A 25,559-nucleotide genomic window follows, 5' to 3' on the forward strand; every position below is an offset into this window, starting at 1 on the left:
CTCAAATAGGCTTAAATTTTACATGGCTAAAATATAAGCCTATTCATTTATACTGGCGGCCGGGTGGCTTAGTCCTGTAATGCCGATCTGTTTCACTTGGTATTTGTTCTCAGTAATTGCTTATGTCACTGGCTGAATATCACGACCAACCCTTGTGGTTGCGAGCGATTTCCATCTGAAAGGATAACGCTAATGTTGTTACGTCGAATCATAGTTACCTGTCTCGCCCTTATCAGTTTTTCCACTTTTGCTGTCGATAAAAGCTATCAAGATATAGTGCTAAAAATCTATCCAGATCAACAGCAAACCTCCTTAAAAAACATCGCTGGCGATAAACCGATTTACCTTAAGTTTTGGGCAACCTGGTGTCAGCCCTGTATGGAGCAGATGCCGCATTTTGAGGAATTGCAGAAAAAGTATCAGGACAAGGTCAATATTCTTGCCCTGAATATCAATATCAACGAAGAACAACCTAAAATTGCCGAAGTCATCTCCCGTTTCGGTCTGACTATGCCAGTCTGGCTAGACAACGAAGGTGAATTGGGTGTGGCCCTTGGCTTGGTCGGGACCCCCTATAGCGTGTTAATCAATCGCGCGGGCGAGGTGGTTTACACTAGCCATGAGTCGGATGCGAACCTCGATAAATTTATCGATATGTTGGCCAATGGCCAAGAGCTCAGCGCACAAACTACAGATGCGCCAAGCCCAGAACAAACGGCTAAGCTGCTGAAACCTTGGGAGCAAGGTGAGCATTTACTGTTTTTTACTGCCACTTGGTGTGATTGGTATTTGGCAGAGAGTCGCCCTGAAATGTCTCAGGCCTGTGTTGCCGCCCAGAAAGATTTAGACAAGCTAGCGCAAAAATTGCCGAACAAAGCCTGGCATGGGGTGGTAAATCATCTGTGGACGGACGATAAAGCCCTCGCCGATTTTAAACAGCTCTATCCTTCACGCGTCGATTTCAGTATCGATGAATTAGGCGTGCTATTTAATCACTTTAGTATCCGCAACATCCCGACATTGCTTTGGGTGAAAGACGGTAAAGTCATTGAGCGTATTACCGATTTTAGCCAGCCAGAGAAAATTGTCGTAAGGCTCAAGGCCGCGCCATAGGGATTTTCAACCATTTGGCCTTCGAGATATTCGAAGGCCTTTGGGGATACAAGTAGCACTGATACACTACTCACGCTTTAGTTAAATGTCGTTGCCCATGGAAAGCACTGCGCAATAAACTGGCTCACAGAATGGGGAACACCCAAAGGCTGGTTGTTGCTTGGCACTCTGCCAAGTTTTCCGCCTTGTTGTTGGATTCTATTGTGGGAGTATGTGGATGGCACAGATTATCAGTAATGCTGCGGTGGGTCGTACCCTATTGATTTTATTGCTGTGTGCTGGTGTTTTCTTTTTTATCGATTTTTTAGTTCCCGCCTTGGCCGCCCTGATCGTCTGCTTCTCCAGTTGGCCGTTGTATCAAAAATTAATGGTTAAATGCGGTGGTCGCTCGGCGCTGTCTGCCACTATCGCGTTAGTCTTGATTATTCTTGGGCTTATTACGCCGCTGATTTTTGTATTTTCCTATGCTTTACAAGAGATTAGAGCCTGGGTGGAGTGGCTGGTGTATGCCAACCAGCATGGCGCTCCTGTGCCGCTGTGGATTAAGGATTTACCTTGGATTGGCGAGTGGCTCACCCTGCAATGGCAGCAGTTTATCGGTGAACCCCATGAGCTGGGCAAGATAGTCAGCGCGATCAGTGGCCAGAATCTGAGTGGCATTTCCCGCTGGGTACTGCAATTGGGCTGGAATACCTTGGGCCTGCTGCTGACTCTTCTCTTTATGCTGATTACCTTGTTTTTCTTATATAAAGATGGCGAGTCGGTGGCCAAGCAGTTGGATATTGTTGGCGAGCGCATTCTTCCTGCCCGCTGGCATCGATTCTCCCGCGTGGTGCCTGCGACTGTGAGTTCAACGGTTATCGGCATGACGCTTATCGCTATCGGTGAGGGCATAGTGCTAGGGATTGCTTACTGGATTGCCGGTGTGCCTTCGGCCGTGGCCTTTGGGGTGTTGACCGCGTTTATGGCCTTAGTGCCTGGCGGCGCGCCAACCATGTTCACCTTGATCTCACTGTACTTAGTCGGTACCGGCGATATGACGGCGGGGGTGGGCTTATTCCTCTGGGGCAGTATCGAGCTGTTTATTGTCGATAAAACGCTGCGACCTAATTTGGTTGGCGGGCCAATCAAATTACCCTTCTTGCCGACCTTTTTCGGTTTGATTGGTGGGGTCAAAACCATGGGGTTCGTTGGTCTGTTTGTCGGCCCTGTGCTGATGGCGCTATTAATTGCCATTTGGCGCGAATGGTTAAGGGACGATCCCAGTACCGAGTCTGACTCGCCAGAGGCTCCGACATCAGCATCCCAAGAGATACAGCCAAAGCACGCAGATTAGATCTGGCCGTATGTCTGTTTGCGCTCTTCGGTGTAAAACCACCAAGGTTTAGGGTCGTCACCTGCCATAAAGCGGGTGATAGACAGAAACACATCCAGCACGCAGGGGTCATGTCTCAGCCCCGTTGTATCGCACAGCGTGACATACATTTCGTAGGGATTACGCCCGCGTAATTGCGCAGGCGTCTCTATGCCAAGCAGACGCAGATCCGCCGCGCTCGCTTTACCAATATTGGGTAAATCCGTTAATTGCACGACCTCGGCACGCACCACTTTCGTCGGATTCATCTGTTGCCCAACCCAAGTTAACTCACGTCCTATGAGTCTACCTCCTTCTTGGTGTTTTCGTCAGATTTTCAAGGGGCTGTGGCTATCGGCTCGGCAAAACGTTGTTGTATTTGCAGTATTTGCTCTTTGCAGGCGATAAAGGCAAAGGCAAGCTTTGGGTCAAACTGAGTCCCTGAGTTTTCTTCAATGTAATTAAAGGCCTGCTCCGTACTCCACGCGAGTTTATAGGGGCGGTCTGATGTGAGTGCATCGAAAACATCGGCAATGGCGGCAATGCGGGCGCTTAATGGGATTTGCTCGCCAGCCAGCCCATGGGGGTAGCCTGTCCCGTCCCAACGTTCATGGTGATGGAGGGCGATTTCCTTGGCGAGGGATAACAGCGGATCGTCATCGTCACCGAGGATCTGTGCGCCGAAGCTGGCATGTTGCTGCATTTGCTGCCACTCGTCATCGGTTAACTTACCCGGTTTTGACAGAATCGAATCTGGGATGCCAATTTTGCCAATGTCGTGCATCGGCAGCGCAGTAAAACACATCTCACACCAAGCCTGCGAATCGCAAACCTGTTGGGCCAGAATACGGCCATAATGGCTCATGCGGGAGATATGTAATCCCGTCTCGTTATCCCGATATTCTGCCGCCAGTCCAAGCTTTTGAATAATCTTATGACGAGTCGATTCAAGCTCTTGGGTTCGTTGCTGAACCAGTGCTTCGAGCTGCCTTGCCTGATTGCTCAAGGCTAAATGGGTTTGAGTACGTACCTTCAGTACCGCAGGGCTAATGGGTTTGGAAATATAGTCCACCGCGCCGAGTTCAAATCCGGTTTGCTCGTCTATGGTGTCTGTCTTAGCGGTGACAAACACTACGGGGATCTTGCTGGTAACAGGATCGCGTTTGAGTCTGCGACAGGTTTCGAAGCCGTCCATCTCAGGCATCATCACATCGAGTAGGATTAACTCTGGTAATGGATGGGTGCTGGCCAGTTTTAACGCTTTTTCACCCGATGTCGCGGCGCGGATAGTGTATTGCTCTGACAAGATCCCATGAATGATCTGAATATTGTCTGGAGTGTCATCCACTACCAAAAGGGTAGGTTTTGTTACGAATGGAGTCATGGTTTCGCCTCAACTGAGTCGGTTGGTTTCCCGTATTAATCCGGTGGCGACATTGAGTTAACCCCAATTCGTCCCCGTTAATGCCAGTGCCAAACTAGGCGGTTAATGCTGCTTAATTCCATGAAGATGTAATATAACAATATGAAAAATATCATAAAAAATAATGATAGATTTTTCATTGTCAGGTTATATGTTGGCGATAACTGTAAGCTTGACGGAAAAATAAAATCGCGGATTTAACGACTGGTTAAATCTTGTACTGACAGGATAATACTCCAAAAAAATGTATCATGTTGTATCTTTTGACCTGTTTTGTTCACACTTTTCGGGATTGATACTTTTTAGTCGTTAAAGTTTTTCTTACAATTGTTGCCTGTTTTATGAGCGAATGCGCCATTGGCCCCCGTGGATATGCGGCCAAATGAGCTCCATCCATTATCTCGGTTTTAATAGCCGCCAACGTATTTTCGCTGTTCGCATTTCGTCAGTTCTTATTCTTAATAACACCATTCATACCAACGGGACGGTAAGAAACTTAACCTAAGAGGAAAAGTTATGGCCGTTTTTGGCATTTCATCGGGTCATTTATACAGGACCATTCGACAAGTCTTGGCGGTCATTTGCTGTCATAAACAACAAATCCATCTTGGGAAGCGTATCGCTTCTCTGGGATATGTTGTTTGCCTAGTGAGTTTATTCGCCGTGCATTTTGGGCTATTCCCTAATATGGCAATGGCAAACGAGGTCTCACAACAACAGTATCGTCAAGCGTTATCTCAGTTGACGCCCGCGCAAAAGCTCGCCCATAGCCATAGGGTGAGTATGATCTTGGAATCGGATAGACCCTTTTGGCATCAAATTGCTAAGTTTGCCAAGATTGCGGCGATGGATCTCAATATCCAGCTCGACGTTGTTTACGGTGATGGCACCCCGGAAACCCTACTCAAACTGGGCCATGAGGCGATAGATAACAAGGTCTCTGGGATTGTATTTGTTCCCGTTTCGGGTATGGGGCAGGAACTCTTAGCCGAGGCTAATCAGCAGCATATACCTGTTGTGACCATCAATTCTGAATTTAAACAAAGCTCATTATCCCTCAGGACCCAAAACCCCAACTGGATTGGCCGAGTAGCGATAAACAACACCAACCTCGGACAGAGTCTGCTCGAAAAAATGTTTGAGCATGAAAACTCTGCCGAGCGGATGAATGTGCTGTTACTCGCGGGAAACAAAGATAACCTCGATGTGCAAAAGCGTACCGCTGAACTGAAAAGTGCGGTGAACAAGCAATTTGCCAATGCCAAGCTCAAAGTGGTGAATACCGATTGGACGGCCTCGGCGGCGCGTGATGCTTATCTAAAAGCCATAAAACAAGATCCTAGTATCAACACTGTGATTGCCATGGATACCACAATGGCCTTGGCGGTGAGTCATGAGGCCGAAGCCAGTACACTAAGACCCATTCCCCATATTGCCTCGTTAAGCTGGGATTATCAGCTCGCTCAAGGGATCCAAAATGGCACTATCGCCGCGGGTGTCGGTGGCGTGGAGTTTCAGGGCGCATTTAGCCTGGTGCTGCTGTTCGACTACTTAAACGGAGTGGATATTCGTTCCAAGGGGGCGGAGTTTTTAATAGCGCCCTTGATCATCAGCCCGAATAACTATAACGATTACTACGAGTTACTCGATTTTGACTCATTGCAACCCGATTTTGCCCGTGTCTCGTTGGCGCTCAATAAAAATCTGTTTTTGGTCGATTTTCGCTTAGGTGCACTGATCCCCAATATGGATTTGCATCGCTTTATGAGCATATTAACCGTCGAGGAAAGGGCCTTTATCAACAACAATCCCATCGTCAGGGTTGGCGTGGATCCCCATTCTGCTCCAATTGATTTTATTGATGAAAACGGTATTCACCGCGGCATGATGGCGGATTATCTCGCCGAAATCAGCCGTGTGGTGCCACTGATTTTTCAGACCTATAACGAAGGTTCTTGGCAGCAAGCGGTCGAGGAATTTAAACACCGTAAAGTGGATATGTTATCTCTGGCGTCGGCGGGCTCTGGGCGTGAGCAGTGGATGCTATTTACCGATCCCCTAAATCAGTATCCGCCCGTGATTGTGACCCCTATTGAGGGGACACACTTTAATAGTCTTGAAAGCCTCAAGGGTAAGTCGGTCAGCGTGGTTGCTGGCGACATTACTCAAAACCATTTGCTTGATGACTATCCTGATATTGTACTGGTCCCCGTCAGCAACTTGGAGCAGGCCTTAACGGCGGTGGATAAGCGTCAGGTGGATGCGGCCTTTGTAAATTTCCCGAGTACCGCACACTTACTCCAGTCCCCCCCCTTTAATCGCCTCCAGATAACGGCCGCCACTGACTATCGCTTTGGCATTTCTATGGGAGTGCGTAAGGACTGGCCCGAGCTGCAGAGCATCTTAAACAAGGCATTTGCACAAATTCCGCAGGATAAGGCACGCGAAATTCAGCACCGTTGGGTGAATGTGCAATATGACCTGGGGTTAAAGAAGCAGCAAGTGTTTAACTGGGCGGTGCGTATTGCCGTGGCGGTCTTGCTGGTGCTGTTTCTTTTTAGCTTGCGCAACAGGCGGTTAAATAAGGATATCGCGCAGCGGATCCACACAGAACAGCAGCTAAGCCTGAGCATGCACAAGTTTCAGGCGCTGTTCGATTCTGCGGTCGATGCCTGTGTCATTACCGATAGCCAAGGGGTGATCATTGAATGTAACAGTGCGTTGCTGTCATTACTTAAGTATCAGAGTAAAGACCAACTCATTGGTCAGCGCACCTTAGTCTATTACCCCGAACAGAGCGACGATGCTTTAAATCAGAGCGTGTTTGAGCGGCGTCTGCAAACCGTGCTAGACCAAGGGCAGCTTAAGTTTGAATCCGAGTTTATTACCACTGCGGCAGAGATCATTCATGTTGATGTGACGCTTAAGCGAATCGAGCTCAATGGCTCCCTGTTTGTGCTCGGGTCATACCACGATCTGTCGGAACGAAAATTGATGAATGCCTTGCTCGAGCGCGAGCGGGATCTGCTTAAAAACGTATTAGGCAGAAGTCCGATCGGCGTCTGGATCTGTGTTGAAGGGGTTTGCCGTTATGTGAATGAGCAGATTACCGAGATGACGGGGCTAGAAGTCGGCCAATCTGTTTATCGGATTTTTGTGCAGCCCGAAGACTACCGTTGCCATATTCGTGAATTGGATTTAAGCCAAGACAGTACCGTATTTGAGACACAACTGTTTGATGCCCATGGGCAGCGCCGCGATGTGCTGCTGACCTCTTATCACACAGTGCAGGATGGCCAAAATGCTAACCTCTGTTGGGCCTTAGATATTACCGACACTAAGTCGATCCAGGATGAGTTAGCCATAGCAAAAGATGCTGCCGAGGCGGCTAACCGCGCTAAGTCGGACTTTTTAGCCAATATGTCCCACGAGATCCGCACGCCGATGAATGCCATTCTCGGCATGTCGTATCTAGTGCTGCAGACGGAGCTGAGCAGCAAGCAACGGGATTATGTGGGCAAGGTGCATCAGGCGGCCGGTTCTTTGCTGGGCATACTCAACGATATTTTGGATTTTTCTAAAATCGAGGCCGAGAAGATGGATATCGAATGTACCGTATTCGATCTCGACGATGTGCTGTCTAACTTGGCCAATGTAGTGAGTTACAAGGTTGAAGAGAAGAACATGGCATTTATCTTCGATCTGCCGCCCGAGTTGCCCCGTTACTACCATGGTGATGGCTTGCGTCTGGGGCAAATTTTGATCAACTACTGCAATAACGCGGTGAAGTTTTCCCACAACGACAGCAGTGTGGTCTTGAGTTGTCAGACTCAGCAGCAGGGGGAGCAGGTTGAACTCACCTTCTGTGTGGAAGATTTTGGCATTGGGATCCCCGACCAAAAACAGGGAGTGTTATTTGGCTCATTCGAACAAGTCGATGCCTCGACTTCACGGGAATATGGTGGAACAGGGCTGGGGTTAGCCATTTGTAAGCGCCTAGCCCACCTGATGGGCGGCGAAGTGTGGTGCGAGAGCGAGTTAGGCGTGGGGAGCCGCTTCTATCTCAGGCTCACACTCAACTGTGCCGATACCTATGAGTCTCAGTCGCTATTCGATGCCTTAGCGGGCGAAACCGCTAAGCTAGTCGGGTTGCATCCTAGATTGGAAAAGCTGCTCACCGAGCATGGGCTGGCGGCTAAGATGCAGGTGGCGGTGGCCGAGACCAATAGCGTGATTGAAGAGCTTAAACACTCGAGGACACGCCAGCTGGTGCTCTGTGATTACAGTGCATTTAGCCCTGAGTTACTGGATGCGCTGACGGCGAATCCCGATTCACGTATGTTGTTGGTTGGTAACCTTAGCGATCAGGACGCCCTAAGACCGCTGATTGAGAATAACCCAAGGGTGTTGTCACAAACGAAGCCACTGACGCCCATCGCAATCGGCAATGCCCTGTTATCCCTGCTGGGACATAACAATGAGAATGGCAGGCAAATGCAGCAGGATCATTCCTTACACGCCCTTAAGACCCAGCTAGCGGGGGCAGAGGTGTTACTGGTAGAGGATAATCAGCTCAATCAGGAGCTGGCGGTGGAGTTGCTGCACCAAGCGGGCGTGAATGTCACTGTGGCTAATCATGGGCTTGAGGCCATAGATCGCATCGAGCAGCAGTACTTCGACTGCGTGTTAATGGATTGCCAGATGCCGGTGCTCGATGGTTACGAGGCGACCCGCCGTATCCGCGAATTGCCTCAGTTTGCCAATTTACCGATTTTAGCCATGACGGCCAACGCCATGTCCGGTGATATTGAAAAAGCACTGGCGGTGGGAATGAACGACCAAATCACTAAACCTGTGCATGTGAAGGATCTCTACACTGTGATGGCGCGCTGGATCACGCCCAAGCAGCGTAAATCTGTGCCCTTGGTATTAAAGCGAGCGAGCACGGCCCATAGCTTGCCGCAGCTCGATGGCTTACAGACTCACAATGGTTTGGCGCTTTGCGATCACAACGAGTCGCTCTACAGCCATTTGCTGGGCTTGTTTATCAACACCAGTAAGACACTGCTTGGGCAGCAACAGCGAGCTTGGCAGGATGAGAATATCGATGAGCTGCGCTTAAGCCTGCACACCTTAAAGGGCGTTGCCGCTAATGTGGGGGCGGTGGAGATCAGCCGTCAAGCTGGCGAACTCGAGCTACAATGCCAGACGGCGCAGCAGAGTTTTACCGTGGAGTTACACGAGCAACTGTTGGGGCTACAAACCGAATTGCAGTGTTTGGTCAATGGCTTGGAGCTTTGGCATCAACAGCTCAACAGCCAGCATGAAACCACACTGGATGATGACGCCCTAATTGGGTTGATGGAGCAATTAGAAAACAGCCTGCTGGAATACAATACCAACGCTTTGGAATGGGTAAATAAGCTTATCCATGCGCCGCAGTTTCAGTCCCAGGCGAGTGTGCTTAAACAGTTAAAAATGGATGTAGAACTGTTTGATTTTGAACAGGCATTAGCGCGACTGCACACTCTTAAACTGGCGCAGGAGGACGTATGCAGTTAGGTCAGATGCAGTGTTTGATTGTTGAGGATATGGATGCCCTGCGTAAGATTATGGCCGAGCAGCTGCGGCAACTCGGTTTTGGTCAGGTGTTACAGGCCGATTGTGGTCGCCAAGCCTTGGATGTCTTACAGCGTCATCAGATCGAGTTGTTGCTGCTGGATTGGAGTATGCCCGATGGTGATGGCCAAGAGTTACTCGAGAACTTGCGCCAACAGGAAAAATGGCGGGAGTTACCCATTATCTTAGTGACGGCTAATGCCCATCGAGGCTTGGTAGACGCGGCGCTGAAGTACGGGGTCTCAGACATTATTGCGAAGCCCTTTAACTCCAAAACCTTGCAGGCGAGAGTGTTACAGGCTCTTACGCGCCGGCATAAGCGGGCTAAGTCTGTTCCGACTTTGCCCATAGCTTCTAATGCTGCAGTAACGCCAATGTCCGAACCCTCATCAGCAATGAATGTGGTGCTGGTGGTCGATGATATGCCGGATAATCTGGCCTTTATGGCGGGACTCTTAAACGACGAATACAAGGTGCTATTTGCTAAGGACGGTAAAGCGGCACTCAAAATTTGCCAATCAACAACGCCGCCCGATGCGGTGTTGTTAGATGTGATGATGCCCGAAATGGACGGACACCAAGTGCTGCAAGCCTTGAGATCTGAGCCTAAATCGGCGCAGATCCCAGTGATTTTTGTCAGCGCCCTCGGCGAGGTTGAGCATCATCTACAGGGGCTTAGAGGCGGCGCTATCGACTATCTTAATAAACCAGTGCAGCCGGAGATCTTAAAGCTCAAACTGGCGAATGTGCTAGCACAAATGCAGCGCCAGCGGACATTACAGCAAGAGTGCGACGAGATGCAGCGGCTTGCGCGACTAAAGGACAGTGCCGATGGCATCATGAGCCACGATCTTAAAAATCCGCTGGTGACCATCAGCGCGCTGGCGCAAAAACTCGCGCAGGATAAAAGCTGTCCTAAGGACTGGTTACCCAAGATTAATTTGGTCGATGAGCTGGCCTTACAGTCGATTAATACGGTGAATTTGACCTCGGATATTCTGCGTATCGAGGCGGGGCAATATGCCTTGGATGCCGAGTGGTTTTCAGTGCATGAAATGCTGAAGCAATTGCTACAGGCGGCGCAGGTCAACTTTCACAGCAAACAGTTAGTGGCGTATCTGTTGCCCGATGAAGACCCCAACAGTCAATTCGATGTGATAGGCGATCCTAAACTCTGCCATCCCATGTTGTTCAATCTGATTAAAAATGCCTTCGAGGCGGCGCGAGCTAAGACTAAAGTGGCGATTTCGCTGATGCGTCAAGAAGGCGAAGTGCTGATCGCTATCGAAAACACTGGTGTCGTGCCCGTCGATATCCGTGAGCAGTTTTGGGAAAAGTATGTCACTCAAGGTAAGAGTGAGGGCTTAGGCATTGGCACCTATGCGGCACGTTTGTTTGCAAGGGCGCAAAAGGGCGAGGCTAATCTCGTGGTGGATGACACTAAGTTACTGACTCGAGTTGAAATCCGCCTACCCGCGGCCATAGATGCCATCGTCGCCGAGGAATAAGTGCAAAACGGCTATGCTGCGACCATCTTAGTCTGCGATGGACAGTTGGGAATACCGCAAGGATGCCGAACAAGACGCATCGGACTAAGGAAGCGGCCTAGGCTGCATGCTGTTGCTACATGCTGTGCAGCCTAGGCAGCTGTTTTACGCTTTTACTAACTGAGTTAAATCCGCAGGGCGATAGTACACTGACTTTAATACCTTGCCTTGGCGCACGACTTTACCGGCCATTTCCACATCCTTAGCGCATTTGGCGATGATAAACTCGCCCTTTTTGCTGCCAACGATTTCAACGCCTTGCTCGGCATAGAAGGCGATAGTCTCTGTCAGTTCCTGCTCATTGCGGCACACTTTGCTCATGTTGCTCGAATGCACTTCATCCCAGCAGGCGATAAAGTCGATTTCACGGTTTTTAGCCACACACAGCAGCAAGTCGATAAGGTAGCTGATCTCTAGGCGGTCACTCATTTGGGCCGCGCCTAAATGCACTAAACGCCCCATTAATACATACACAGAATCGACAATAGCATCGGCCTGTTCGATACGGCTATCGGCTTCGGCAAGTTCGGTTAATTCTTCAATAATCAGTGAAGTATGTAGCGTGTCGGCCTTTTCATCCAAGGAGTTAGCATCGTTGACGGCGAGGTCGAAGGTGCTGCGAAACTCACTGATATCACGGTACAAGTGGTCATAAATAGGTTGAGTTAAACAAGTGAGTTTCATCGGGAAGCCTTAGATTTTATCAATGGGTTTTACGAATGGATTTGCAAAATCGATTCATGGATAACAGCGGCAATTCTAAAGAAAGGTGGCGCAGAATACAAAGCGAGTCCGCCTTGGGGAAAAATACCCGCTGCCAAATTGGGGAGCAGCGGGCTTCGGCAAAGATTTAGGGTGGGTTACCGAACGGAGATTTGATTCATGGATTGGCTAAGACAAAACCACCTTAGCCCTTTAGTGCTGTACTCATTAGTGCCAAGTGTAATTACTGGGCATATTTAGCGATAAGCTTATCCAAATAGGGCGCAACCTCTTTATCGGTCCAATCGAGATAGCCACGGACAAAACCGACTAGGTTGCCTTTAGCATCAAAAACATAGGTAGCGGGGACAACGTTGGCTGGGATGATCTGCTCGATGTTTTTGTCTGGGTCGAGCCAAGTGCGGTAGTCGTTAAAGCCATGCTGATCCAAAAATGGTCGTACATCTTTTACTTCTTCATCAATCGAGATGGGCACTATGGCAATGTTCTTATCGACATATTGTTGCTGGAGTTTTTGCAGCTCAGGGATTTCCCGTAAGCAGGGCACGCACCAAGTCGCCCACAGATTCACTAAGGTCAGTTTGCCTTGGTGTTGTTTTAAGCTGTGTGCCTGCCCAGCTTCATCGATAAAAGGCACTTCGGGCACGCCGCGGGCATGCTGCATCTCGATAAAGCCAGTCATGACTCTGGGTTTAGGGATGGGATCACCCGTGTCGTAGAGTTTGTTTTGCAGTGAATGGGCCTGAACGGCGCAGCTCAGCAGCCATGCGGTGCAAAGGAGAGCGAGCTTGGCGGTGTAAGATTTCATGGGGTTATCCTTCTATTCAAACTGAGCAATAGGGTAAAGGGGTTATCTTTTAGGGGCTATGCGTTTGGGACTTGTGGCCTGCGCTTTAACAGCGCAAACCCTAAGCCAAATCCTGCGGCTAACAGCACGAGCGGGCCGAGCCAGAGTGCCAGTGTGGCGGGCTTAAATTCGGGCTGATAACGGATTTTCTCGCCATAGCGCTGCACCATAAAATCGAGGATCTCATCCCGCTTATAGCCTTGTTCCAAAAGTGAAAAGATTTGTCCTTTAAGCTCATGGGCAATCGGTGCTTGCGACTCAAATAAGGTTTGATTAGTTGCCATAGGGCAGCGCAGCACTTTGCTAATCTCTATGGCTTGCTGTTGATAGGAGGCGCCAAGGTTGGGAGCCTCCTGCGCCGTGGCGAGAAACGTCGCGCCGCCAAAGCACAGACTCAGCGACAGCAACCAAAATAAGAGGCTCAAATAGGGTGAGCGAAACAGTGGGTTCATAACGTCATTGTCTCCTGTGGTGAGCGACTGACATTCAGCGCCTTTGTTTGTGCGACTCTGTGGCTTTGTTTGATTGGCCAAGCGGCAATCGCGCCCGCAAGCATCATCAATAAAGCACCCAGCCAAATCCAAGTCGCCAAGGGCTTATAGCTAATGCGGATCAGATATTCGGTGTCGCTCAGTTGCAGCCCCATAGAGACATAGAGATCCCGCCAAAAACCGTGGTCTATGCCCGCATGGGACACTTCCATGCCATTACTATTAAAAGTTTGTCGCTGTGGATGGAGGTAACCCAGCACTACGTCATCCTGCTTGGCTGCGCGGATACTGATATTGGCTTGAATCGCGCTAAAACTTGGGGTTACTACTGGTTCTGTGCTTTCGTAGACCAGTACATAATCGGCAAGGGGTTTACCTTGGCCAGGCCCCATACGCAGCAAGGCTTCCTGCTCGAAAAACGATACCGAGGTCGCGCCGATAATGCTGACTGCCACACCAAAATGGCCGACTAGCATGGCTAATCTGGCGCGCTTTGATGTTGTCGATATGGCGGGCTTAGGTGGCGTCAATGCTTTGGATTTCACTGTTACACTCACCCCAAGACAGCAGAGTAAAAACAACGCACTGGCGCAGCCAAGGAATAGGAAGAGAGCACCATCGGTTTGGGTTTGATAACTCATTAGCGCCGCGATAATCACAATGGCGATAGAAGGCAAGGCTAATACCTTGAGTGGCTTGCCGCGCGATCGTCCCCAAGCAATTAACGGTGCTATGCCCATTAGCATCACCGCGATAAAGGTCAGTGGGACAAAAATCGCATTAAAGTAAGGGGCGCCGACCGACAGAGTGCCTAAGCCTAGCAACTCGTATAGCAGGGGATAAAAGGTGCCCAGCAGAACGGTAAAGGCTGCAACCACTAATACTATGATGCCAAGCAGTAACAGTGTCTCTTTGCTCAATAGACTAGGGCTGACCTCGTGCTTCAAGGCTTGGGCTTTGAGTGCAAAAATCAGCAGCGCTGCGCCGACAAACAGCACCAATAAACATAGGATTGACATGCCTCTGGTGGGATCTGCCGCAAAGGCATGCACAGATTGCACTATGCCGGAACGCACCAAAAAGCTGCCGAGTAAACTCAGCGAAAATGCCAAGATGCACAAAAATAGCGTGGTGAGGGCAAAGCCTTGGGTCTTTCTGGTCAGCACTAAAGAATGCACCAGCGCTGTGGCGACTAGCCAAGGAATAAAAGAAGCATTTTCAACGGGATCCCAAAACCACCAACCGCCCCAACCCAATTCGTTATAGGCCCACCAAGAACCAAAGGCATTGCCTCCCGTGAGGAAAATCCATGCCAGTAATACCCAAGGCCGCAAGTATTCGAGGTGACGATGCACTAATACGCCTCCCAGCAGGGATGCTAGCGCCGCAGCAAAACATACCGTTAGCCCGACATAGCCTAAAAACAGCATAGGTGGGTGCAGTATGAGGCCAATGTCCTGCAATATCGGATTGAGGTCGCGCCCTTCAATGGGGATGTTAGGCAGTAATCGGGCAAAGGGATTGGAGGTAAAGAGTAAAAACAGATTAAAGCCGAGGATAACGAGCGCGAGAATCGCCAGTAGCCGTGCAAAGTAGGCTTTATCCGTCTGCACATCGGCGTTATCTAAGTCGACGAATTTACTCGCTTGGCGGCAATTGATGATGGCACCCCATAACGCGATGGCGAACACCCAAAACAGCATAGAGCCTTCATGGCTGCCCCATACTGCGGCAATTTTATAACCGAGGGCGAGTTGGCTGTTGGAATGATTCGCCACATAGGCAACCGAAAAGTCATCGCTAATAAAGCCATAAATAAGGCATAAGAGTGCGCTCAATAAGCTTATAAACATGGCATTAAATAATTTATTGCCGAACTCGATTAAATAAAACTGTGGTTGATGAATGCCAATAAAGTGAATGATTGTGGAGAATAATGCCAACACAGTACTTATGATGAGCAATAGGTGACCTATTTCTGGGATCATACTTATCATAGTGATTTCCTGTGTTGCATGGTTAATCTGATTTATTGGCTATTCATTAATGGCGAAATTAAACATTGATAATGTCGAGTCTTTTAATTTGAGCTTTATGTCAATTCTCGCTGGATTATTTTTTATGAATCTTATTTTTAATTTTGAGTGCTTTTAAATATCTCGAGCATTTCACCCGCTTTGGACTGACTGGCAGGGTAGCGGAGTTTTTCGGGCAGGAATGTGATCTGTCTCGGCATTAAAATCGTCACGTTTCTCTTTGGTGATTTTTGAAAAATAAAACCATTTTTTAGGTCTTTTTATATCTCAAAAAACACGATTTATATCTAAAATATTTTTCCTGCATTTTAATTAAGTCATTGGTTTTGTTTTATTTGTTTCTTTTTATTTCTATTGATTTCTGAAGCTAAATTTAATGTGCTCTAGCTCAGGTTTTTAGGCGTTTAGCTGCTTCATCATGCCGCCACTGGTCAATTGTTTATGTCGTTCAGTGAACAGTTAGGTTCAGTGGAAAATATAAAACTAATGATAAATTAGGAGTGAATGATGAAGCGATGGAAATCCAAAGTAGCATTAAGCGTGCTATTTTGTTTAGGTTCTGCCGTAAGCGCTACCACAGTCGCTGCCGATGCTAAGTCGGAGGGGAAAGTGGTACCTGGAGTGGGTAATAAACAGCAATCCCACTATACTCAAGATATTCTGGCTAACCCCAATTTAAATGAAAATTTAATGGAGAAATCCCGCGGTGTGAAAACACTGCAGGATTATATTGTTCAAGAGCAAGAATTGTTTGATTTTCTATTTGAAAATCACCCAGTTTTTAAATACGACGCTGAAGGTCGATTAAAGGGCACTTATAAAGTCAGTGACCGTGGTGAAGAATATTTGCACGGTGGTGACAGTGTTGCTTACAGCAAACACAGTAAAGAAGTGAACCCCACTGATGGCACCGCAGTGCGTTACAGCTCCTATAACGATGGCCAGCGTCCTAAGGCACTGCAATACCGTTTAGGAGCCAAATCGATTTTAGATTTCCCGAACAAGTTTGTCGGCCCAGAAAAATGCGGTGAGTGTCACGGTCCGCAATACGAGAAGTGGAGACGTTCACGCCACTCTAAGACGATTCGCTTCCCTGGCGAGCATCCTGAGGTCGATAACGACCTGAAGAAAACCATGTATGGCACTAAGGATACCTCGATTCTGCCATCGGGTATTACCGCCGATGCCATCTACGCCACTGTGGGTACACCACGGACTAAGTATGGTTTTATCGACGCCTACCTAGTGCGTGGTACTTATCACGTGAAAGACGGTCTGTTGAAGGATGGCACTGGGACTATGGTCGCTGGTGGTAACCAGTTCTCCCGTGGTTGGGCTGAGTGGTTAACCCCTGAAATGGCAGCCAAAATCAACAAAGCTATCCCAAGCTTCCCCGTCAAAATGGAAGACTTCGGTACCAGCGGTTCACACCAATGGGGCATGAGTTCATACGGCGCTAAGTACGAGAAGGAATTCCTGTTCCAACCGGCTAGCTCCTATTGCGAAATGTGCCACAGCTTTAAGTTTGACTTCCAAACTAAAGATGAATTTTTCGCGGCTTTAGGTAACCCAAAAGAGCTGCAAAAACACACGATTTCTAAAGGGATTACCTGTGAAGAGTGTCACGGCGCAGGTGGTCACTTAGACGGTGGTATTGGTGGTGGCATGCCATCTAACTGTGAACGTTGTCACCAACGCTTTAACTTTGTTGAAGAGTTAGCCGACACGCCACAGGGTAAAGAGAAGCTGGAATATGCCTTCAACGTGAAGATGAAGTCTTCTTGCCCATCCTGTGGTACTGAAGGTTCGCAAATGTTTGCCTCAGCGCACTATGACAAAGGCATGCGTTGTTCAACCTGTCACGATCCGCACGAAGTCACCGACGGTGATTGGACTACGGGTATGACTAAGCCAAAAATCATCAAAGAGTGTACTGACTGTCACACGGCCCAAGCCGAGATCGCCAAGAACACTAACACCCACAGCAACCAAACCTGTCAAAGCTGTCATATGCCAAACATGGGAAGTTGTGAAAACTTCACGGCGATCCAATTCCCAGATATGGCGGGCTTCGACAACGTGCGTAAGTCACACATGTGGAAGATTGATGTCGACCCACTGCGTAAGACCCTCAACCCACCTGAAGGCAAGTCTCGCGATGCGACCACTAAGGGCTGGACTGTGGCGAAAGACGAGAACGGCTACAACTACCTCGACCTGATGTGGACCTGTGCCCGTACATCTGCCTCAGACCATGATGTGGTGGATAACAAAGGTTGTCATAGCCAGTTCCAATCTGAGCTAGAAGTCGGCCTGCACTTCGAAGATCAGCTGGAAATCTACGGCGAAGTTCAAAAGTGGCAAAAACCCGTTAAGGATACTTTTGCTCAAGTAGAACAAGCCCTTGCCCGTATCGACAAGCTGTTAGAAGTCACCAAGCTGTCGGTAGAAGACAAGACTCAAGTGTTGATGTTGACCGACAAAGCCCAGGACGTTGTTCGCCTAATCAAGGCTGACGGCTCATGGGGTGTCCATGGTCCACGTTATTCACTGAAACGTCTCGACGCTGCCTTGACCTATGTTACTCAAGCCCAAGCCATTATCGATGGCAACGGCCTGAGCGCACAGAAAATGTAGTTCGACTCGAGTCTAACTTGTCCCCGACACGCGAGTGTCGGGGGCTATACGAGGCCAAATGATGAATAAAGCGATTCGACACAGCCTATTAGGCGGCTTACTGGCGCTGGGCCTAGGTGGCATGAGTTTACCCGTCGTGGCTGGTGGTGGCTCTGAGATCTCCGAGGCGCCCTATAACGAAATTCAGTTGAATCCGATTTCCATGCGGGAAGCCGAAACCTTAGTCGGCAAGCCAGGGGTGTATTTTTTCGATGTAAACACGCTGGAAATCTGGGCGGATGGTTTTATCCCCGGAGCGGTGTTTTTCAATGTGCAGAATTGGCGAGATCTACTGCCAAAGAATAAAGACGCTGTGATGGTGTTCTATTGCGCTAACCGTCTTTGTACCGCCAGCAACATGGCCGCACGGGAAACCATGAAGCTAGGTTACACAGGTGTGCGCCACATGGCCGATGGCATCTTCGGCTGGCGCATGTCAGGCAGAACAACAGAAAAACCATAGTAATCAAATAAATATTTTAATCGGTTATGGGGTTACCCATACGTTTTCGGCTAAAGCACTAAAGCCCAAGGGCTAAATTGTAGAGAACATAAAATGAAAATATCTATGCCAACTTCTTTTATCCCAAAAAACCTCACAGTGGCGACCTGCGCTGCATTGTTTGTCTCTATGGCGAGCTTTGCTGCCCCAACGCTTAAAACCGATGCGGATAAAGCGTCTTACAGCATCGGCGCCTCTGTGGGTAATTACATTTCTGGCCAGATTTATAACCAAGTCGAACTGGGCGCCGAAGTGAATGTGGACTTAGTGGTGAAGGGCTTTGTGGATGCGCTGAAAAAACAGCAGCAATTAACCGATGAAGAAGTGCTGACCTATCTTAACCAACGCGCCGAACAGTTAAACCAAGTGAGAAAGGCTAACGCCGAGAAGCTCGCTGCGGAAAACACTAAGGCAGGTGAAGCATATCTTGCTGAAAATAAGAAGAAATCAGGCGTAACCGTTACAGAGTCAGGCCTGCAATACGAAGTGTTAACCCAAGGCTCTGGCAATAAACCCAACCCTGAAGATGTGGTCACCGTCGAGTACGTTGGCAAGCTTATCGATGGCACCGAGTTTGAAAATACCGTCGGCCGTGAGGAACCCACACGTTTCGCCCTGATGACAGTCATCCCAGGTTGGGAAGAGGGCTTAAAACTCATGCCTATGGGCTCTAAATACCGTTTTGTTATCCCGGCAGAGCTGGCCTATGGCAATGAGTTTGTCGGTGAAATCCCACCGCAATCCACCTTAATTTTTGAAATCGAACTGAAAAATATCGAAAAGCCCAGCGAGAAAAAAGAAGCCCGCATGATGGGCATGATGCCTGCCCACTAAGGGCTAAGCATTGGCTTAGGTTCAGTGAGTGATGAACTTGGATAGGCGAGCGTCGAGGTAAGGCATGGCAAGTTTAGGATTCAGCATAGCACTTCTGTTAAGCGGGTTTGTGGCTTGGATTTTCTGGCAGCACGCGCGTTTAAACCAGCGGCAAACGCTGGTGGGAGAGTCTCAAGTCTCCCATGGTGTGCCTGTGCTGTGCAGTGCGCTGCTGTTGCTACTTACGCTCGCCATCTATAGCCAAACGGGGCGTTATCAGGATTGGAACACAGGCAAGCTCAATGAAAACATTGACTATTTAGTGGCTGCCGACATCACCAAAGCCCTGCGCCTCGTGGATGAACAACCGCAAAACCCGTTGGCATTACAGGCGCTTGCCGAGGCTTATAGCGCCGGTGGCTTATATGCCGATGCGGTGCAGACCCTAGACAAACAGCTTGCGTTGGTGGGGGAGGATGCAGAGGTGCTCGGCGCTAAGGCCAATGCCCTCTATTACCGCGATGGCCGCCAAATGACCGCAGAGACCCAAGCACTGATTGCACAGATCTTGGCGCTCGCGCCCTTCGAGCCACAGACGCGGATGCTACAGGCCAACGATGCCTATCTCCATGGGCGCTACCAAGAGTCGATAGACCATTGGCAAGCATTACTGGCGCAGCCAAGGGCAGAGATTAATCGTGAGGCCCTGTTAAACGCCATCGGCAAGGCCCAAAGCAAATTGAATGAAAGTGGATATTAATCAAGTCGCTAGCCACTTTCAGGCATGTTGGAACGATAACGATATAAATAAAAACGTCGGTATAAAACCGATAGATGGAGGATGTTGTGAGTGAAAATATAGAGAGACGGAGGTTCCTTAAAAGCGCTGGCATGTGCTCTTTGATGTTAACGCCTTTAGCCGGGTGTTCGGTCAAAGAAGAGTCCGACGGCGCCCATAAGCCCCATTACGTCATGGTCTTTGACCAAAACAAGTGTGTCGGCTGTGGCGACTGTAAAACCGCCTGTAATCAAGCCAACCATTTACCTGAAGGCAAGTCACGGGTGTTGCTCGAGCAGCAGAGTGGCCGTGTCGAAGGTCAGCCTTGTCCGCACTGCGGCAAGATGAGTTGTGACTGTGAACGTAAGTTTGTGCGGGTTTCCTGCCAGCAGTGCAAGAACGCCCCCTGTGTGACCGTTTGTCCTACGGGCGCGGCGCACCGCGATGCGAAAACGGGCATTGTGACTATGGACGCGAGCAAATGCGCCGGCTGTAAATACTGCATTGGGGCTTGTCCTTACAACGCCCGTTACATCAACAGCGATACGGATGTGGCCGATAACTGCGATTTCTGTTTGAACAGCAAGTTAGCCAAGGGCGAATTACCCGCCTGTGTGCAGAGCTGTAAATACGATGCGCTGATCTTCGGTGATGCCAACGATCCTCAATCCTACGTAAGCAAACTCTTAGCGGTAAAAGACTCAGTGCGCATTAAGCCGCAGTTTGGCACCGAGCCGAGCTTACGTTACATACCAATCGTCAAACTGGGAGTGTAAATATGGATACCAGTATGGAATTTACCTTAGGCCTCTCCCAAGGCGTCGCTTGGCCTTGGCCGATTGCGGTGTATTTGTTCTTCGCGGGCATCTCGGGCGGGGCGCTAACCATTGCGCTGGCGCTGCGGTTTTACTTAGGTCAGGTTGAAAATACCGCCTTTTTAAAAGCGGCGACCCTGCTGTCGTTTGTCACTATCAGTTTAGGGATGTTGTGTCTGGTGCTCGACCTGACTAACCCCTTATTCTTCTGGCGAATTTTGGTGTTCTACAACTTAAATTCTGTGATGTCGATTGGTGTGATTGCCCTGTCGGTGTATATCCCGTTAGTGGCTGTGGTCGCGCTATTCGCCCTCGAAAAAGAGCTGATGGCCATTCCCCAATTGCAGTTCCTCGGCCCCATCATCACTAAGCTGAAGGGCTTTAGACGCCCGATGGAAGCACTGGTGTTATTACTGGCGTTATCCGTCTGTGCTTACACCGGCTTCTTAATCTCCGCCTTGATCCGCTTCCCGCTGATCAACACCTCGGTATTGCCTGCGCTGTTTATTGCCTCGGGGCTTTCTGCGGGCGGCGCCTCGGCCAAAATGCTGGCGGTGTGGTTGTTTAAAGAACCTTTGCACAGCGGCGAGATGAAGATCCTACACGGCGCCGAGTGGCCGATTATGTTCGCCGAAGCCCTGTTTATTTTTATGATCGCCACCGCGCTGTTAACTGGCAATGCCGGAGGCCAGTTTGCCTTTGCCGCCTTCCAAGAAGGGATCTGGGCAAGCGTATTCTGGATTGGCGTGGTCGGTATCGGCTTTGGTGCGCCGCTGCTCCTTAACTTCGCCACAGGTAAGCATTTTAGCCATTCGGCCAAAGCGTTTTATATGTCGGGCATGTGCGCGGTAGTGGGCATGATGTGCCTGCGACTCTTCATCCTGTTGGCGGGGCAAAACTACGCGATTTAACCCAGAGCTAAGGCCAAAGGCTTGAGCTAAGAACCATTTTTGTATCAACCCTCGTCGCAAGAGGTCTGTCCCTGCAAGGTGCCTTGGCGAGGCGTTGATATTTTTCAAGGAATAACAGGATGAAAAAGTACTTAAGTTTGCTACTACTCGCTCCTTTGTTATTGGGCTGCAATAAGAGTGAAGCCACTGATCATCAACATAAAGCCGAGATGATCCACGAGCATGACCGTTGCCATCTCTGCGGCATGGTGATCACTAAATACCCCGGGCCTAAGGGGCAAGTGCATTTGAAGGCCGAGAAGATGGTGCCTAAGTTTTGCTCCAGTCGCGATATGTTTAACTTTGCCCTACAGCCTGAAAACAAAAGACAAATTGATTACATGATGGTGCATGACGCCGCATCGACCGACTGGGAACAGCCAGACGATGGCGCCTTTATCGATGCCGCCAGCGCGTTTTATGTCTACGGTACCAGTAAAAAAGCCGTGATGGGGCCTGCTGTAGCGCCTTTTAGCACTAAAGCCGCCGCCGAGGCCTTTGCTCAAGAATACGGTGGCCGCGTGCTTCGATTCGATGAGATCACCCTCGAATTACTGGCCGGCGATAAGTAGGCGATTGCTATGTGGCGCGGTTTGCTCCTCGGTTGGCTCTGTAGCTTATCCCTTGTTGGGTTAGCGCAGGAGTTTAGGGTCACAGATACTGCGGCTTTAACCCAAGCCCTCGCGCGGGCGCAGGATGGCGACACTGTTGTGCTCGCCACCGCCGTTTACGAAGGCAATTTTAATGTCAGCCGCACGATTCATCTTAAGGGCGAAGCGGGGGCGACTCTTGATGCCCTGCGCCAAGGTAGCGCCTTAATCATTGCTGCGCCCAAGGTCATCGTCGAAGGGCTGAATATCCGTCACTGGGGGCAGGATCTTTATTACCAGAATGCGGGGATCTTGCTGCAAGTGGGTGCTGACGAAGTGCTCATTAAGGGCAATCGGCTGGTGGGTGATGGCTTTGGTATCTATGGCGAGCAGCTGAGTGCGCCCCGCATTATGGAAAACAGCATCAGCGGTAATGGTGCCATTTATGTGTTAGATAGGGGGGACGGCGTCTTCCTCAAGCATGTGAGCGCGCCGCAGGTGCAAGATAATCATTTTATTTTTGTCCGCGATGGCGTGTATCTCGAGTCGGTGACGGACAGCCAAATCCACCATAATCAATTCGCTAAGTTGCAATACGGCATCCATTACATGTACACCCGAGGCGATGAAGCCTCAAATAATCAAGCCATTAGCGTCGATGGCGGTTATGCCTTGATGAACTCGCAGCACATCTATCTACACCACAATAAGGTCAGCCAAGCGCGGGACTTTGGCATTCTGCTCAATATCACTGACGATGCCCATATTCAGGCGAACATCGCGACTGAGGTGGTTAATCCCCAAGGCTCTGTGGAGCTGGGTAACGAGGGCAAGGGCATTTTTATCTACGCCGCGCAGAATAATCGCATCGAGGCGAACGAGTTTAGCCATAGCGATACCGGGATCAGCATGGCCATGGGCGGCGAAGCAAATCGCCTTTGGCATAACCGGATTGTCGCCAACCAAACCCAAGTCAAATACGTTGGCGAGGCGCAACTCGAGTGGAGTTATCAGGGGCAGGGCAATTACTGGTCCGAATATCAGGGCTGGGACACTAATGGCGATGGTGTCGGGGATATAGTCCATCGGCCCAACGACAGCTTAGACAAACTCTTTTGGCTCTATCCCGAGGCCAAGCTCTTGATGGAAAGCCCAGTGGTCTTGCTGCTGCGTTGGGTGGAGCGGCAGTTTCAGCCAACGAGTGCGAGCGGCGTGAGTGACAGCTTTCCCTTAATGGGATGGAAAACCGAGGAGATGGGCAATGAGCCATTTCAGCAATGATGCACAGCATAAACAGGCGCTTACCTTGATGAAAAACGAGGCTTCATCCCAAGGACAAGTGGCGATTAAGGCCATTGGGCTTTACAAGCGTTATGCGACATTTGAGGCGCTCACTGATCTTCATTTTGAACTGCACGCCGGCCAAACTTTAGCGCTACTCGGCCACAATGGTGCGGGTAAATCGACCCTGATTAAAATGATCTTGGGGCTTGTCTCCCCAAGCCATGGCGAGCTATTTGTGCAGGGACAACCTCTGCATACTAAGCGACCTAACGCTAATCTGTCATTAGGCTATTTGCCTGAAAATGTGAGCTTTTATGACAATATGACGGCGCAGGAGATCTTAAGCTATTTTGCCAAACTTAAGGGGGTCGCCCCCAAGCGAGTATCCATTTTGCTGGAAGAATTCGGCCTAATGGCAGCCAAGGATAAACGCCTAAGCACCTTTTCCAAGGGGATGCGCCAACGCTTGGGATTAGCTCAGGCGGTATTAGCCGATCCTAAGGTGCTATTGCTGGATGAACCGACTGTGGGCTTAGATCCCCTCGCATCGGCATTTTTATATCAGAAAATGGCGCAACTGAAGGCGCAGGGCTGCGCCATCATCATCAGTACTCACGAGTTAGGATTAGTGCAAGATCAAATGGATAGTGCGCTGATCTTAGGCCAAGGTCGGCTGCTCGCCTCGGGCGATTTATCGCAGCTTAGGGCAATCAGCGCGCTGCCAAGTCAGCTAGAGTTGCACCGCGTTTCGCCGCTGCAATATCAGCAGCTAATGGCTCTGCCACTGTTCGCCTCAATGCGGAATCACTCAAGCGCAAACAGCGTGTGCTTTAGTGTGCCCGATGCGCTTAAGCCCAAGGTTATCGAGCAATTGCATCTCCTTAAAATTCATGAGTTTTCCATTGCTCCACCGAGCTTGCAGGATCTTTTCCATCACTTTATGGCAGGGCTGAATCGCTCTACTTCGTCAACCGCGTGCTCGGCGGTTGAAGACGAGCAAGATCAAAGGGAGTTAGTGGCATGAGTCAGATAAGTATCGAGCAAGGCTGTGCCCAATATTGTCCCCCACGGGCGCTAACACTGATTCAAGCCGTTGCAGTTAAAGAATTTAAGGACAATTTACGCAACCGTTGGCTGGGCTTGATGGCGGGTATCTTGTTGATTTTGTCCCTGTGCGTGAGTTTTATGGGCAGCGCCGTGTCGGGTACAGTGGTGCTGCTCGATAGCGTACAAATCTTCTCTGGCTTAGTCACGCTCGCGGTGTTTATCTTGCCCTTGGGGGCGATTTTACTCAGCTACGACAGTTTTGTCGGCGAGCGTGAGTCGGGCACGTTATTGCTGCTACTCACCTATCCCTTGGCCCGTTGGCAGTTGGTGTGTGGCAAGTTGCTCGGCCATGCCTATGTGATGATTGCAGCCTGTGTGATGGGGTTTGGCGCGACGGCATTGTTGCTACTGGCCTTTGTTGGCGGACACTCTAGATACGCCTTAGTCATAGGGTTTATCCACTTGATTAGCAGCGGTATTTTGCTGTCGCTGGTGTTTGTGCTTTTGGGTTATTGCGTGAGTCTGTGTGTTCGCGAAAAGGCCAAAGCCCTGGGCATATTACTGCTGCTGTGGTTTGTGTTGGTCTTGGTTTATGACTTAGTGCTACTCACGGCGCTGGTGAGTCTGGCGGAAGTGTTCAATCGCCAGCTATTTAACCTATTGATTTTAATTAATCCTACCGATCTTTTCCGTGCCTTGAACCTGCTGGCCAATCCCGCCGATACCCTGTCGGCTAAGAGTAGTCTCGCCCTGATTGCCCAAACGGGAATGGGGCCTGTGCTGATGTACGCCATGCTGGCGGCTTGGATAGGGCTGTTAGGATTACTAGCCTGCTGGATTTTTGCGAGGCAAGAGGTTTAGTTTTTTCTGCATTAGTTTAAATTTATGCTTTATAAACAATGGGTAAACTGAGTATAGGGTCACAGTATTTTATGTTGTTAAGAAGTAAAA

General features: G+C 49.6%; 20 protein-coding genes. 14 read left to right on the plus strand and 6 right to left on the minus strand.

Annotation, left to right across the window (positions count from 1 at the left end):
* Nucleotides 1–192 precede the first annotated feature (192 nt).
* Nucleotides 193–1,113, plus strand: coding sequence for a TlpA family protein disulfide reductase (locus tag SHEWMR4_RS02525; RefSeq protein WP_011621280.1), 921 nt, complete (start codon nt 193–195; stop codon nt 1,111–1,113).
* 217 nt (nt 1,114–1,330) lie between these two features.
* Entirely contained in the window at nt 1,331–2,449 is a 1,119-nt protein-coding gene (locus SHEWMR4_RS02530; RefSeq protein ID WP_011621281.1) for an AI-2E family transporter, read from the plus strand.
* Here the strand turns inward: SHEWMR4_RS02530 and SHEWMR4_RS02535 are convergent.
* Both SHEWMR4_RS02535 and SHEWMR4_RS02540 read right to left on the minus strand, forming a co-directional pair.
* Nucleotides 2,446–2,736, minus strand: a complete 291-nt coding sequence (locus SHEWMR4_RS02535) for a helix-hairpin-helix domain-containing protein (RefSeq protein ID WP_011621282.1) — start codon at nt 2,734–2,736, stop codon at nt 2,446–2,448. The two genes, SHEWMR4_RS02530 and SHEWMR4_RS02535, sit on opposite strands and share 4 nt — an antisense overlap.
* Nucleotides 2,737–2,804: 68 nt before the next feature.
* Entirely contained in the window at nt 2,805–3,851 is a 1,047-nt protein-coding gene (locus tag SHEWMR4_RS02540) for an HD-GYP domain-containing protein (RefSeq protein ID WP_011621283.1), read from the minus strand.
* A gap of 555 nt (nt 3,852–4,406) precedes the next feature.
* Here SHEWMR4_RS02540 and SHEWMR4_RS02545 point away from each other — a divergent pair.
* Nucleotides 4,407–9,452: a response regulator gene (locus SHEWMR4_RS02545; protein WP_011621284.1), complete on the plus strand. Its 5,046-nt coding sequence runs from the start codon at nt 4,407–4,409 to the stop codon at nt 9,450–9,452.
* Entirely contained in the window at nt 9,443–11,017 is a 1,575-nt protein-coding gene (locus SHEWMR4_RS02550) for a response regulator (protein ID WP_011621285.1), read from the plus strand. The genes SHEWMR4_RS02545 and SHEWMR4_RS02550 overlap by 10 nt, the downstream gene beginning before the upstream one ends.
* Before the next feature lie 144 nt (nt 11,018–11,161).
* Here SHEWMR4_RS02550 and SHEWMR4_RS02555 read toward each other — a convergent pair whose 3' ends face one another.
* From SHEWMR4_RS02555 to SHEWMR4_RS02570, 4 genes are all read right to left on the minus strand, one after another.
* Nucleotides 11,162–11,740 carry a nucleoside triphosphate pyrophosphohydrolase family protein gene (locus tag SHEWMR4_RS02555; protein ID WP_011621286.1) on the minus strand — a complete coding sequence of 193 codons (579 nt, stop codon included), beginning with the start codon at nt 11,738–11,740 and terminating at the stop codon, nt 11,162–11,164.
* Nucleotides 11,741–12,002: 262 nt separating this feature from the next.
* Nucleotides 12,003–12,587, minus strand: a complete 585-nt coding sequence (locus SHEWMR4_RS02560; RefSeq protein WP_011621287.1) for a TlpA family protein disulfide reductase — start codon at nt 12,585–12,587, stop codon at nt 12,003–12,005.
* Nucleotides 12,588–12,643: 56 nt separating this feature from the next.
* A complete protein-coding gene (locus SHEWMR4_RS02565) occupies nt 12,644–13,078 on the minus strand; it encodes a cytochrome c-type biogenesis protein CcmH (protein WP_011621288.1) in 435 nt (144 codons plus the stop codon).
* Nucleotides 13,075–15,114, minus strand: a complete 2,040-nt coding sequence (locus SHEWMR4_RS02570) for a heme lyase CcmF/NrfE family subunit (protein WP_011621289.1) — start codon at nt 15,112–15,114, stop codon at nt 13,075–13,077. The genes SHEWMR4_RS02565 and SHEWMR4_RS02570 overlap by 4 nt, the downstream gene beginning before the upstream one ends.
* Nucleotides 15,115–15,660: 546 nt before the next feature.
* Between SHEWMR4_RS02570 and sirA the strand changes: the two genes are divergently transcribed.
* The 10 genes from sirA to SHEWMR4_RS02620 all read left to right on the plus strand — a co-directional run bounded on the left by sirA (nt 15,661) and on the right by SHEWMR4_RS02620 (nt 25,469).
* Nucleotides 15,661–17,790 (plus strand): dissimilatory sulfite reductase SirA, encoded by a 2,130-nt coding sequence (gene sirA / locus SHEWMR4_RS02575; protein ID WP_011621290.1) that lies wholly within the window; start codon nt 15,661–15,663, stop codon nt 17,788–17,790.
* A 58-nt stretch (nt 17,791–17,848) separates the two neighbouring features.
* Nucleotides 17,849–18,292 (plus strand): rhodanese-like domain-containing protein, encoded by a 444-nt coding sequence (locus SHEWMR4_RS02580; protein ID WP_011621291.1) that lies wholly within the window; start codon nt 17,849–17,851, stop codon nt 18,290–18,292.
* A gap of 93 nt (nt 18,293–18,385) precedes the next feature.
* Entirely contained in the window at nt 18,386–19,165 is a 780-nt protein-coding gene (locus tag SHEWMR4_RS02585) for an FKBP-type peptidyl-prolyl cis-trans isomerase (protein ID WP_011621292.1), read from the plus strand.
* Nucleotides 19,166–19,229: 64 nt separating this feature from the next.
* On the plus strand, nt 19,230–19,904 hold the full coding sequence (locus SHEWMR4_RS02590) for a nitrite reductase (RefSeq protein WP_011621293.1): 675 nt from the start codon (nt 19,230–19,232) through the stop codon (nt 19,902–19,904).
* Nucleotides 19,905–19,990: 86 nt separating this feature from the next.
* Nucleotides 19,991–20,698, plus strand: coding sequence for a 4Fe-4S dicluster domain-containing protein (locus SHEWMR4_RS02595; protein ID WP_011621294.1), 708 nt, complete (start codon nt 19,991–19,993; stop codon nt 20,696–20,698).
* A 2-nt stretch (nt 20,699–20,700) separates the two neighbouring features.
* Complete coding sequence (gene nrfD, locus SHEWMR4_RS02600) at nt 20,701–21,648, plus strand: NrfD/PsrC family molybdoenzyme membrane anchor subunit (RefSeq protein ID WP_011621295.1); 948 nt, start codon at nt 20,701–20,703, stop codon at nt 21,646–21,648.
* 119 nt (nt 21,649–21,767) lie between these two features.
* Nucleotides 21,768–22,259: a nitrous oxide reductase accessory protein NosL gene (locus SHEWMR4_RS02605; protein WP_011621296.1), complete on the plus strand. Its 492-nt coding sequence runs from the start codon at nt 21,768–21,770 to the stop codon at nt 22,257–22,259.
* 9 nt (nt 22,260–22,268) lie between these two features.
* On the plus strand, nt 22,269–23,558 hold the full coding sequence (nosD, locus tag SHEWMR4_RS02610; protein ID WP_011621297.1) for a nitrous oxide reductase family maturation protein NosD: 1,290 nt from the start codon (nt 22,269–22,271) through the stop codon (nt 23,556–23,558).
* Nucleotides 23,539–24,585 carry an ABC transporter ATP-binding protein gene (locus tag SHEWMR4_RS02615; RefSeq protein WP_011621298.1) on the plus strand — a complete coding sequence of 349 codons (1,047 nt, stop codon included), beginning with the start codon at nt 23,539–23,541 and terminating at the stop codon, nt 24,583–24,585. The genes nosD and SHEWMR4_RS02615 overlap by 20 nt, the downstream gene beginning before the upstream one ends.
* Complete coding sequence (locus SHEWMR4_RS02620; protein ID WP_011621299.1) at nt 24,582–25,469, plus strand: ABC transporter permease; 888 nt, start codon at nt 24,582–24,584, stop codon at nt 25,467–25,469. Before SHEWMR4_RS02615 ends, SHEWMR4_RS02620 begins: the two co-directional genes overlap by 4 nt.
* The last annotated feature ends 90 nt before the right edge of the window (nt 25,470–25,559 follow it).

The organism is Shewanella sp. MR-4, assembly GCF_000014685.1.
Classification (GTDB): Bacteria; Pseudomonadota; Gammaproteobacteria; order Enterobacterales; family Shewanellaceae; genus Shewanella.